General features: G+C 66.0%; 11 protein-coding genes. 6 read left to right on the top strand and 5 right to left on the bottom strand.

Going from position 1 to position 11,749, the window contains the following annotated elements; translation table 11 throughout:
- Positions 1-896: IS3 family transposase (locus LWW89_RS17520; RefSeq protein ID WP_293266535.1), on the top strand; the 896-nt coding region annotated here is incomplete at its 5' end.
- Positions 897-955: 59 nt separating this feature from the next.
- Here the strand turns inward: LWW89_RS17520 and LWW89_RS17515 are convergent.
- From LWW89_RS17515 to LWW89_RS17590, 3 genes are all read right to left on the bottom strand, one after another.
- On the bottom strand, positions 956-1,198 hold the full coding sequence (locus LWW89_RS17515) for a hypothetical protein (protein ID WP_293266533.1): 243 nt from the start codon (positions 1,196-1,198) through the stop codon (positions 956-958).
- A 626-nt stretch (positions 1,199-1,824) separates the two neighbouring features.
- Positions 1,825-2,442: a hypothetical protein gene (locus tag LWW89_RS17510; RefSeq protein WP_293266531.1), complete on the bottom strand. Its 618-nt coding sequence runs from the start codon at positions 2,440-2,442 to the stop codon at positions 1,825-1,827.
- A gap of 536 nt (positions 2,443-2,978) precedes the next feature.
- Entirely contained in the window at positions 2,979-3,227 is a 249-nt protein-coding gene (locus LWW89_RS17590; protein WP_365782259.1) for a helix-turn-helix domain-containing protein, read from the bottom strand.
- 479 nt (positions 3,228-3,706) lie between these two features.
- Here LWW89_RS17590 and LWW89_RS17505 point away from each other — a divergent pair, with 479 nt between their 5' ends.
- From LWW89_RS17505 to LWW89_RS17485, 5 genes are all read left to right on the top strand, one after another.
- Positions 3,707-3,958 (top strand): PP0621 family protein, encoded by a 252-nt coding sequence (locus tag LWW89_RS17505; protein WP_293266529.1) that lies wholly within the window; start codon positions 3,707-3,709, stop codon positions 3,956-3,958.
- A gap of 3 nt (positions 3,959-3,961) precedes the next feature.
- On the top strand, positions 3,962-5,623 hold the full coding sequence (locus tag LWW89_RS17500) for an ATP-binding protein (RefSeq protein ID WP_293266527.1): 1,662 nt from the start codon (positions 3,962-3,964) through the stop codon (positions 5,621-5,623).
- Complete coding sequence (locus LWW89_RS17495) at positions 5,572-6,957, top strand: sigma-54 dependent transcriptional regulator (RefSeq protein WP_293266525.1); 1,386 nt, start codon at positions 5,572-5,574, stop codon at positions 6,955-6,957. Before LWW89_RS17500 ends, LWW89_RS17495 begins: the two co-directional genes overlap by 52 nt.
- Positions 6,957-7,529: a 1,6-anhydro-N-acetylmuramyl-L-alanine amidase AmpD gene (gene ampD, locus LWW89_RS17490; RefSeq protein ID WP_293266523.1), complete on the top strand. Its 573-nt coding sequence runs from the start codon at positions 6,957-6,959 to the stop codon at positions 7,527-7,529. The genes LWW89_RS17495 and ampD overlap by 1 nt, the downstream gene beginning before the upstream one ends.
- Before the next feature lie 472 nt (positions 7,530-8,001).
- Positions 8,002-9,057: a hypothetical protein gene (locus tag LWW89_RS17485; protein WP_293266521.1), complete on the top strand. Its 1,056-nt coding sequence runs from the start codon at positions 8,002-8,004 to the stop codon at positions 9,055-9,057.
- 256 nt (positions 9,058-9,313) lie between these two features.
- Here the strand turns inward: LWW89_RS17485 and LWW89_RS17480 are convergent, their stop codons facing one another.
- Together LWW89_RS17480 and LWW89_RS17475 are read right to left on the bottom strand one after the other, a co-directional pair.
- On the bottom strand, positions 9,314-10,498 hold the full coding sequence (locus LWW89_RS17480) for a pyridoxal phosphate-dependent aminotransferase (RefSeq protein WP_293266519.1): 1,185 nt from the start codon (positions 10,496-10,498) through the stop codon (positions 9,314-9,316).
- 69 nt (positions 10,499-10,567) lie between these two features.
- The coding region (locus tag LWW89_RS17475) for a phosphoenolpyruvate carboxykinase (GTP) (RefSeq protein ID WP_293266517.1) at positions 10,568-11,749 on the bottom strand (1,182 nt) is incomplete at its 5' end.

Below are 11,749 nucleotides of genomic sequence, written 5' to 3'. Positions count from 1 at the left end.
TTGAAAAAAGCCGCGGCCTACTTCGCGAAGGAGTCGATGTGAAGTTCGGCTTCGTTGCGAAACACCGAGGGGCTTGGCCGGTCAATCAGATGTGCGAGGCGCTCGGTGTCTCGCGCGGGGGCTTCTACGCTTGGCTGGTAAGGCCCCGGAGTCAGAGAAGCCGCTGCGACGAGGTGCTGGGCGCTCAGGTGCGCCAGAGCTTTGTGCTCAGCGACCGCACCTACGGCGCACGGCGTGTTTGGCGTGATGTGCTGGCGCTGGGTCAGAACTGCGGACTGCATCGCATCAAGCGCCTGATGCGTGAGCACGCGTTGCGTGCCCGGCCCAGGCGGCGCGGCCTACCCAGAGACCGGGGTGAGCGCAGCGCCGTGGCCGACAACGTGCTGGACCGCCAATTCCAGGCGGATGCCCCGAACCAGAAGTGGGTGGCGGACTTTACCTACATCTGGACGGCTGAGGGCTGGCTGTACGTGGCGGCGGTGTTGGACCTGTATTCGCGGCGTATCGTGGGCTGGTCGATGCAACAGAGCATGACTTCGCAGCTAGTGGTCGATGCGCTGATGATGGCCGTATGGCGGCGGGGCAAACCCGTGGCGCTGCTGCACCACTCGGACCAAGGCAGCCAATACACCAGCGCCCACTTCCAACAACTGCTCAAAGAGCAAGGCATCACCTGCAGCATGAGCCGCGCCGGTGAAGTGTGGGACAACTCCGCCATGGAGAGCTTCTTCAGTTCGCTCAAGACCGAGCGCACGGCCAGGAAGGCCTACAGGAGCCGGGAACAGGCACGCTCGGATGTGTTCGATTACATCGAGCGTTTCTACAACCCTATGCGCTGTCATTCAACGCTGGGGTATGTTAGTCCGGTACAGTTCGAGGAAGCTCAAAAAGCTTAAGCCGGTGTCAGCCGAACCGGCAGCAGCCCAGTTCATGGAGGATGGTGCCAGCGCTTACTTTAAAAAGTTGTTTGCGGTGCTGGCGTGATCGCTCGCCCCATCTCCTTGACCCAGGCCTGCAACGCTCTCAACTGCTCGGCGTTTTCGTGGCAGGTCTGGTAGTTAGCGGCAACGGTTCCGGCGACAGCGGAGAGTGCAAGGCCCGTGGTGAGCGCATCGGCATCTCGGGCGGGCTCGGGCAGTTCACCGGCGGCGGCAGCATCGTGCAGGTGAATCGCCCCGGGAGTCGCGGAGTGTCCCAAGTTGGGACACGACGCACAAATCTACTCACCATGGGGGAAGTATCCCCACTGGGGACACGTAACCGGGCCCACAGTGGCTACGTTGTCTGAGTTTTGTTTGATTCGATGTCCAACCTCCGCCTGATCGAACTCTCCGTATACCTTCCTTAAAGAGCTGGGCCTCCCAGCCTTGCCGTGAGTTTCAAAGCGCATAGATGAGGTCGCATAGCTGGGAGATGTACCGTTCGGCGATTCAGTGCTGGGGCGGGTGACGGTGAGAACTTTTGTGTCCGCAATCTAATTGGCCGTACAAAAGTTCTCACCGTTGCTCTCGCTCCAAGGGGTGGGGGTTGGAAATACTGACGGCCCTCTTGGGCGCGCCTGCGCTGGGCTCATCCGGCAACGCCGCTGGAACGCTCCGCTGGGCCGGGGAGGAAGGCCTGATCGCCCCTGGGTCCCTTTGGCTGGGGGATTCAGGGACAAAGCCATGGCTAACGCCGTCAAGGGAGTGGATCCCAGTCCTGCAGACATGGCTTTCAGAAGCTCGTCCATCTGGGGGTAGTGCTCCATCACCTCCTGAATGCCCCAGCCGGCGGTTCGGCATCTGCTTCTTCCGGATAAGCACTCGCCCAGTCTTTCGCCACCGATTAGATGTCTTCTTCGTCAGCCAAGACCAACGGCGGGGTTTCAAGCGTTTCCCCATCCTTGGGAATAGGGACGTGGCGGACATCGAAATACCCCGCCAGGGTAAAGCCTGGTCCCCCGTCGTCGTATTCGTGCAAAGCGTTGAGTCCGACCCATTCGATGCCGGTTGCCTTGGTTTCGGCGATGGCGGCGGCGACTTCCTCCGGGGTATGGTCATCGCGGGGATTCCAGCTGGCGACCGCGGCATCGCACGCCGCGGCGGCATCAAGGTCATTCTCGGTCAGCCAGAAGCCACCCACTACCACCCGGTTCCCGCTAACCACGATGACGGTCTGGCGCCGGGAGGGGAAGTTAAGGCGTTGTCCGGGGAGTATCGGTTCCCGCCAGGATAGCAACTCGGAGTACATCTCCCCGCCAATGGAAAAACTGAATGGCCAGGCATTGTTGGGAGCTTCCCAGCAGACCAATGCCGTGGCGCGAGTCAGACTGGAGTTCGTCGTCCAGTAGGGGGCGGGCGCCTGGCAGGCAGCCTCATCCAGGTACTCTTCAAAGGAAAGCGGCAGGCCGATGATGAGCACCGGCCGGGCGGGAGTGAGGGCGTAGTCGAGCAACGGCGCCACGTGTCCTTCCGACGCCAGGCATGCTCGGGCCAAGGGCGAGTGTTGGGGAACATAGTGCCGATGGGCGAGCGTTTCGTCGTCCAGGCGAATCAGCCAGGGGCAAAGCGCTTGGACTTCCTGGCGGGTGAAGGATACCGGCTGGACTACGCAGGACGACAATTGCTGTGCGGTGAGATACATACTGCGACCTGTCAGAGTATTTGAATAAGCCCGGACGGGGAGCTTGCTGGCCCTCCGCCGCAGAATGCACCCACCGGATCGAAGGCTTCGGCCAGGTGGGCATTCTTGGTATAGGCAAAAATTCAAAAAATCGTCACAAACAACTCGCGCAGAATCAAAGGGGCAGTAGTCGAAGGATGTCGAATGGGCCTGGACAGATGATTCGGGCCTGAATTGGGCAAGATGGTCGCGGAAACTGTCCGCTTCGGGCAACTACAAGTAACTCCAGGGGTAGACCCTGTGGAAGCAACGCGGCGCTTCAGGTCCATCTCGCCATCAATGCGGGCGCCCCCAGCAGGTCATTGCTCCCTCAATATCTATGCCATCTGAGCACGAGGGCGTCCACGGCGGAGCTGGGAAGTTTTGGTGCATTCTGGAGGAGTGAGAACACCGAACTTTCCGTCTTCCCAAGAACGAAAGACATCTGGATGCCAGTAGACCCGCCTCCCGATATTTGTGGGCATGGGCAACGTTCCGTCGGAAATCCAGTTGTCGATGGTGCGCTTGCTGACACAAAGTAGCTCCGCAGCTGCTTCTTTCGTGACGAGCTTGTAGGGGGTGTTCATGTCCTAACCAGGTTCCAAAACCCAGTATAGGGAAAGTGAATGAAACTAGGTAAAAGCCACCCTTCGCAACAATGACACTGACGTATTTTTAGTCGATCCTGTGCTCCAATTGTGCTCCAATGCCCCAAAAAATCGCTTCTTTTAGTTGCATGCAGTTGCACGTTGATGCAGAATAATAATATGATTTTTATAGGTTTTTATTTTTTCACCGTAGGGCAAAAAGTGGCCAAAACGGGTTCGGGACGCAGGGGCCGGAGGTTCGAATCCTCTTTCCCCGACCAATTCGAGAAAAGCCGGAGATTCGTCTCCGGCTTTTTTCATTTTGTGCCGCCGCAGGCCGTTGCCGGGCGACCGGCCCGCCGCCCAGGCGCTGCCGGGCCGCGGGTGAGCTGGCGCCGCCATAACGTGGCGGCCGATACTTTCTGCTATCGTGGCGGCCGACGGCAATTCCGGCCCATTCGGGCTGCGCGGGAGCGTTTGTGGCTAAATTCCTCCTCCTTCTCCTCACGCTGTACCTGGTCTGGACGATCTTCTTCCGTTCAGCGCGCCCGCGCCGGCGCGACGGTGGCCGCGAGCAGAACCTGCCGCCGCCGCCGGAGCGCATGGTGGCCTGCGCCCACTGCGGCGTGTTCGTGCCTGAAAGCGAGGCCGTGCCGGGTGAAGCCCCCGGTCAGTTCTTCTGCTGCGAGGCGCACCGCCGGCAAGCGGTGCGTCCGGAGGGGAAGGGCTAAGCCGTGGCGGCCCCCTTCGCACCCCTGCCCGGCGGGCCCGTTGCCGATGAAAGTCATGGCGAGCCGCTGCCCGAGTCCTACTGGATCTCGTACCGCTACTTCAACCTCTACCGGCTGCTGATCGCCGGCTTCCTCCTTCTCTACGCCTGGGTCTCGGCCTATTCCCATTCGTCCTCGGCGATCTGGTGGGTGAGCGTCGCCTACGCCGGCGAGACCCTGGCCGCGGTGCTGCTGGGCACCCGCATCCGCCGGCGCTTCACCTTGCAGTTGAGCCTCCAGGTGATGGTGGACATCCTGGTTATGACTGCCCTGATGTACCTGGGCGGTGGCATGCGCACCGGCCTGGGGGCGATGCTGCTGGTCAGCCTGGCCGCCGCCGGCCTGGTGGGGGAAGCGCGCTGGGTGCTCTTCTACGCGGCCCTGGCGACGCTGTCCCTGCTCTTCGGCGAATTCCTGCACGGTGCCTACAGCGAGTTCGACACGGTCGGCTTCTTCCAGGCCGGGCTGCTGTCGGCGGGCTGCTTCACCTCGGCCATCTCCGCCCGCCTGGTGGCGCGCCGGGTGGTGGCCAACGAGGAACTGGCTCGGCGGCGCGGCGTCGCCTTGCAGAACCAGGCGCGCATCAGCCAGCGCATCATCGAAGAGATGCAGGACGGCGTGCTGCTGGTCAGCGGCGCCAACGAAGTGATCCAGTACAACCCCCGGGCCGCGGCCCTGCTCGGGCTGCCGTCGGGCTTTGCCGGCGCCCTCGCCGGCACGGCCCCCGAGGTGGCTCAGGCGTTGACCGCCTGGCGCCTGGGCGGGCCGGAACTGCTCGATGTGCGCCGGCCCGTCGGGGTGGCGGCGCTGCGCTGCCGTTTCGTCGGCACCGACAGCACCAGCGCCGAGGCCCTGGTCTTTCTCGAAGACCTGTCGGCGCTCCAGGCCCAGGCCCAGCAGCTCAAGCTGGCCGCCCTGGGGCGCCTCACCGGCTCCATCGCCCACGAGGTGCGCAATCCCCTGGCGGCAATCTCCCATGCTGGCGAACTGCTCCACGAGGAGCGGCGCGAAGCCCTGCAGGACCGTCTGATCCGCATCATCCTCGACAACACGGCGCGCATCGACCGCATCGTCTCCGACGTGTTGCAACTGGGGCGACGCGACCGGGCCAGCCCCGAAGCCGTCGACCTCCATGCCTTCGTTGCCGCCCTGGTCGACGAACTGGCGCCGTCGGTGGAAGGGGCTGACGCACCGGACGTCGCGAACGGCGAGCCCGTGATCCAGTGCGACGTGCCGGCCGGCATCGCGCTGGTATTCGACCGCTCCCACCTCTACCAGGTCCTCGCCAACCTGCTGCGCAACGCCCTGCGCCACTGCCGGCGCCGTTCCGGCAGCGTGCTGGTGTTTTCGACCGATGTGGAAGGGCAGATAGAATTGCACGTCATCGACGACGGCCCGGGCATCGACGACACCCAGCGCACCCAGGTGTTCGAGCCGTTCTTCACCACCCAGCACCAGGGCACCGGCCTCGGCCTGTACATCGCCCGGGAGCTGTGCGAGGCCAACGGCGCCCGGCTCGATCTGCTGGAAAACAACCCGGGCGCCCATTTCCGCATCGTCGCAAGGAGTTCTGCGTGCCCCCTCACCCCCATGCCGGCATCGAACGGCGCGCCTGGGATGGCGTAGCCCGGGTCCTCGTCGTCGACGACGAGCCCGACATCCGGGAACTGCTCGACCTGACCCTGGCGCGCATGGGTCTGCTCTGTGATTGCGCGGGGACCGTCGGCGAGGCCCGGGACCTGCTCGCCCGCCACGCCTACCAGCTGTGCCTGACCGACATGCGCCTGCCCGATGGCGAGGGCCTCGACGTGGTCCGCCACGTGGCCGAGCAGCACAGCCAGACTCCGGTGGCGGTGATCACCGCCTACGGCAGCACCGAGAACGCCGTGGCGGCCCTCAAGGCCGGTGCCTTCGACTACCTGGCCAAGCCGGTGGCCCTCGACCAGTTGCGCACCCTGGTCAAATCGGCTCTCGACGTTCCCGGCGAGAAGGCCGGAGCGCCGGCCAGCGGCGGCCTGGTGGGCAGCTCGCCGGTGATGCAGCAGGTCAAGGACACCATCGCCAAGCTGGCGCGCAACCTGGCCCCGGTCTACATCTCCGGCGAATCGGGCACCGGCAAGGAACGGGCGGCGCGCCTGATCCACGGCCAGGGGCCGCGGGCTGCCGGCGCTTTCGTTGCGGTGAACTGCGGCGCCATCCCCGAGAACCTGATGGAGAGCGAATTCTTCGGCTACCGCAAGGGCGCCTTCACCGGTGCCGACAGCGAGCGGGATGGCTTTTTCCAGGCCGCCCACGGCGGCACCCTGTTCCTCGACGAGGTGGCCGATCTGCCCCTGGCGATGCAGGTCAAGCTGCTGCGGGCGATCCAGGAAAAACGCGTGCGCAAGGTCGGCGCCACCCAGGAAGAGGCGGTGGACGTGCGCATCATCAGCGCCACCCACCGGGACCTGCGGGCCTGCGTCGAGGCCGGCACCTTCCGCCAGGATCTCTATTACCGCCTCAACGTCATCGAACTGCGCCTGCCCCCGTTGCGTGAGCGGCGCGAGGACATTCCGGCCTTGGTGGAGACGGTGCTGGCCCGCCTGGTGGAAACCGCCGGGGCGGGGGCGGCGATGCCGCGGCTGGACGACGGCGCCCAGGCCGCCCTGCGGGCCTACTCCTTCCCCGGCAACGTGCGCGAACTGGAAAACATCCTGGAGCGGGCCCACGCCCTGTGCGAGGGCGACGCCATCGGCGAGGCCGACCTGCAACTGGAACCCCGCGACAGCGAGGGGAGCGGGGTGGAGGCCGTGATGGGCCGCTGCGAGGAGAGTCTGGACGACTACCTCAACCGGATCGAGCGCCAGGCCATTCTCGAAGCCCTGGAACAGACCCACAACAACCGCACCGCCGCGGCCCGGGTGCTGGGCATTACTTTCCGTTCCCTGCGCTACCGCCTGGAACGGCTGGGGATCGAATGATGGGCGCCTCACCTTCGTCCGCCTGGGATGCGGGCTGGCTGGCCGGCGTCCGCCGGGTGGCCTCGCCCAACCACGACGCCCGCCCCGACGGCGAAGCGCCCAGCCTGGTGGTGATCCATGCCATCAGCCTCCCCCCCGACCAGTTCGGCGGCGACGACATCCTGCGGTTGTTCACCAATACCCTGGACCCGGACGCCCATCCCTATTTCGCGGGCATCCACCAGTTGCGCGTCTCCAGCCACTTCCTCATCCGCCGCGACGGCCAGCTCATCCAGTTCGTCTCCTGCGACGACCGGGCCTGGCATGCAGGTGTCTCGCGCTGGGGCGGCCGGGAGCGGTGCAACGACTTTTCCATCGGCATCGAACTCGAAGGTTGCGACACGATGCCGTTCGAAGCCGCCCAGTACGCCGCCCTCGATGGCCTGCTCGACGCCATCGCCGGCCACTACCCGGTGCGCGAGGTGGCCGGCCATTGCCACATCGCTCCCGAGCGAAAGACAGATCCAGGGCCGTTCTTCGCATGGTCGCGGGTGGTGGCCGCCCATCCTGCGCTGCTATTCCCCTGGACTTAAACTTGCTCAAACAATGGCTTGCAGATGCTGGCAGACACCCCTAGAATTAGTTGATTACCACCTAATTTCTACTACATCTAGTGGCAAGCCATCGGCATAAACGGGGGTTGAACGCTTGAGCGTCAATGCCTTCCATCGACCTCAAAGCCAGCAACGACGCGGCTTTCCGCCGAACCCTGCACAACGGTTCGTCTGGCGGCGTCTCCCCTACGCAGCGCAACCGATGGCGCTCCGGCCCGCAGCGACGGGCAGCGAAAATCGCACCGGCAACCTTCTCCACCCCCATTCATCGCCTGGCCAAACGCCCCGCCGCGCATTGCGCGCCGGGGCGTTTTTGTTGTCGTCGTTCCGTTGTTCCTGGCCCGGCATTACCCATCCGGCGGAGCTCGCAGGGCGAGCCGCGGACCACTCCGGACTGCCCGTCCGGCAATGCTGAGGGGCTACCCCTCACACCCTAGCTACGGAGGTGATCATGGCAACCACGAAGAAAGCGAAGAGCGAGGAAGAGAAGGTCAAGAAGCCGGCGGCCAAGAAAGCCGCCGCGCCGAAGGCCGCTGCCAAGAAGGCGGAGGTGAAGGCTGACGCCAAGGCGGAGAAGAAGGCCGAGAAGAAGTCGGAAAAGAAGGCCGAGAAGAAGGTGGAGAAAAAGGCTGCTGCCAAACCGGCCGCCAAGAAGGTCGTTACCAAGGCGCCGGCTAAGCCTGCTGCCAAGGCGGCTGCGCCCAAGGCTGTTGCTGCGAAGGCTCCGGCCAAGGCTGCGGCAAAGCCCGCTGCCAAGGCGGCTGCCCCTAAGGCCGCTGCGGCGAAGGCTCCGGCCAAGGCCGTGGCAAAGCCTGCCGCCAAGGCGGCTGCGCCCAAGGCTGCCGCTGCGAAGGCCCCGGCCAAGGCCGCGGCAAAGCCCGCCGCCAAGGCGGCTGCGCCCAAGGCTGCCGCTGCGAAGGCCCCGGCCAAGGCCGCGGCAAAGCCCGCTGCCAAGGCGGCTGCGCCCAAGGTCGCCGCTGCGAAGGCTCCGGCCAAGGCTGCGGCAAAGCCCGCCGCCAAGGCGGCTGCGCCCAAGGTCGCCGCTGCAAAGGCTCCGGCCAAGGCTGCGGCAAAGCCCGCCGCCAAGGTGGCTGCGCCCAAGGCTGCTGCGGCGAAGGCTCCGGCCAATGCTGCGGCGAAGCCCGCCGCCAAGGTGGCTGCGCCCAAGGCTGCTGCGGCGAAGGCTCCGGCCAAGGCTGCGGCGAAGCCCGCCGCCAAGGCAGCTGCGCCCAAGGCTGCCGCTGCGAAGGCCCCGGTCAAGGCCGCGGCGAAGCCCGCTGCCGCAAAGGCTGCGGCTCCGGCCAAGGCTGCCGCCAAGAAGCCCGCGGTCAAGCCCGCCGCGGCCAAGGCTCCGGCCAAGCCAGCCGCCGTGCCTGCCGCCAAACTGGTGACCACGCCGGTAGCCGCCACCCCGGCGACGCCGTCGACTGCGGCCACGCCGGGTCTCAAGTCCGCCCTCAATCCGGCGGCGGCCTGGCCCTTCCCGAGCGGTTCCCGGCCGAAGTAATTCCGGTGCCCCGCATCGGCGCCGCCCGCCCGGGCTCCGGGCCGGCGGCGCTTTTTTTTGCGCGAAGACTCGCTCGCCTCATGGAGGACCGCCCACGGTGCATCTGCTTATCCAGGGGGCTGGCAAGCATGGGGCAGCCCCGCAACGGCGGTGGGCGTTCGATTGCCGCCGGGTACGCGTCTGTGGGCGATGGTCGTCCGGGCCGGTCGGCGCGTTGATGCGCCGGGTGATGGCTGGCGGTCGGTGACCAGCGGTGTCAGCGGCCGAGCATGCGCTCCAGGCGTGCCATGCCCTCGGCCAGGCGCTCCTGGCTGGTGGTGTAGGCGAAGCGCATGTAGCGCCGGGGGGCGGCGTTGCCGAAGTCGATGCCCGGCGTGGCGGCCACGCCGGCTTCGTCGAGCAGGCGGCCGGCGAAGGCGAAGCTGTCGTCGCTGAAGGCCGAGATGTCGGCGTAGATGTAGAACGCCCCTTCCGGCTGGGCGGGTACGGTGAAGCCGAGACGTTGCAGCTCGCCGAGGAGGAAGTCGCGGCGTCGGGCGAACTCGCCGCGGCGCTCTTCCAGAATGGCCCGGGTTTCCGGCAGGAAGGCGGCCAGGGCGGCGTGCTGGGCCGGCGTCGATGGCGAGATGAAAAGGTTCTGGGCGAGCTTTTCCACCGGCCGTACGAAGGCATCCGGCACTACCAGCCAGCCGAGCCGCCAGCCGGTCATGTTGAAGTACTTGGAAAAGCTCTGCACGACGAACGCCTGGTCCGAGTAGGCGAGCACGCTTTCCTCGGCAACGCCGTAGGTGAGGCCGTGGTAGATCTCGTCGAGGATCAGGGTGCCGCCCCGGGATTCCACCGCCCGGGTCAGTCCGGCCAGTTCGTCGCCGCGCAGCACGGTGCCGGTGGGGTTGGCCGGGGAGCCGAACAGGGCGCCCCGGGTGCGCTCGCCCCAATGGGCGGCCACTTGCTCCGGTGTGGGCTGGAAGCGGCTTTCCGGCCCCACCACGATGGACGTGGCCTGACCTTCGAAGCTGCGGATGAAGTGGCGGTTGCAGGGATAGCCCGGGTCGGTCACCAGCCATTCGTCGCCGGGATCGACCAGGGCGCCCAGGGCCAGCAGCAGGGCGCCGGAGCCGCCGGAAGTGACCACCACCCGGGAAGCGGGCAGGGCGATGCCATAGTGCTCCTGGTAGAAGCCGGCGATGGCTTCACGCAGTTGGGGCAGGCCCAGGGCCGAGGTGTAGTGCACGTGGCCGCCGGCGAGGAAATCGCGGGCGGCATCGACCACCGGGGCCGGGGTGGGAAAGTCCGGCTCCCCCACTTCCATGTGCACGATGTCGCGGCCGGCGGCTTCCAGGGCGTTGGCGCGGGCCATCAGCTCCATGACGTGGAAGGGGGCGATTTCTTCGGCGCGCCGGGAGGGACGCGGGGCGGTGCTTGGGCGGGGGGCGGTCATGGACGGTTCCGTGCATGGAAAGAAAAAGGCCGCCCCGGAGCGGGGCGGCCTGTCGGGATGGCGACGAGCTTAAGCAGCCTTGGGCTTGAACGCCAGTTCGAGCAGTTCGCGCTTGAGAGCCAGTTGCTTGGGCAGCCGGTCGCCGAACTTGGCGAACCATTCCTTGTGGGATTCCACCTCGGTGCGCCAGGCCTCGGCATCGACCTTGGTCAGGGCCTCGAAGTCGTCCTTGGAGAACTCCAGGCCGTTCCAGTCGATGTCCTCGAACTTGGGCATCCAGCCGAGCTGGGTTTCCTTGGCGCCGACGCGGCCGTGGACCCGGTCCACGATCCACTCCAGCACGCGCATGTTGTCGCCGAAACCGGGCCACAGGAACTCGCCTTTTTCGTTCTGGCGGAACCAGTTGACGCAGTAGATGCGCGGGGCGTGCTCGATGCTGCGGCCCATCTTCAGCCAGTGGGCGAAGTAGTCGCCCATGTTGTAGCCGCAGAAGGGCAGCATGGCGAACGGGTCGCGGCGCACCACGCCTTGGGCGCCGAAGGCGGCGGCGGTGGTTTCGGAGCCCAGGGTCGAGGCCAGGTACACGCCGAAGTCCCAGTTGAAGGCTTCATAGACGAGCGGCACGGTGGTGGCGCGGCGGCCGCCGAAGATGAAGGCGGAGATGGGCACGCCGGCAGGGTCTTCCCAGGCTGCGTCGATGGACGGGCATTGGCTGGCCGGGGCGGTAAAGCGGGAGTTGGCGTGAGCCGCCTTGCGGCCGGCCTTGCCGTCTTCCGGGGTCCAGTCCTTGCCCTGCCAGTCGACCAGGTGGGCCGGGGCTTCCTTGGTCAGGCCTTCCCACCACACGTCGCCGTCGTCGGTCAGGGCCACGTTGGTGAAGATGACGTTTTCCTTGAGGGTGGCCAGGGCGTTGTAGTTGGTCTTTTCCGAGGTGCCCGGGGCGACGCCGAAGAAGCCGGCTTCCGGGTTGATGGCGTAGAACTTGCCGTCCTTGCCCGGCTTGATCCAGGCGATGTCGTCGCCGATGGTGGTGATCTTCCAGCCGTTGAACGACTTGGGCGGGATCAGCATGGCGAAGTTGGTCTTGCCGCAGGCGGAGGGGAAGGCGGCGGCCACGTAGGTCTTCTCACCCTTGGGGGATTCCACGCCCAGGATCAGCATGTGCTCGGCCAGCCAACCTTCGTCGCGGGCCATGTTGGAGGCGATGCGCAGGGCGAAGCACTTCTTGCCGAGCAGGGCGTTGCCGCCGTA

Source organism: Oryzomicrobium sp. (genome assembly GCF_021287045.1).
In the GTDB taxonomy this organism is placed as follows: Bacteria; Pseudomonadota; Gammaproteobacteria; order Burkholderiales; family Rhodocyclaceae; genus Oryzomicrobium.
Note: the sequence above shows the minus strand (reverse complement) of the source record. Positions and strands in the feature narration are given on the sequence as shown.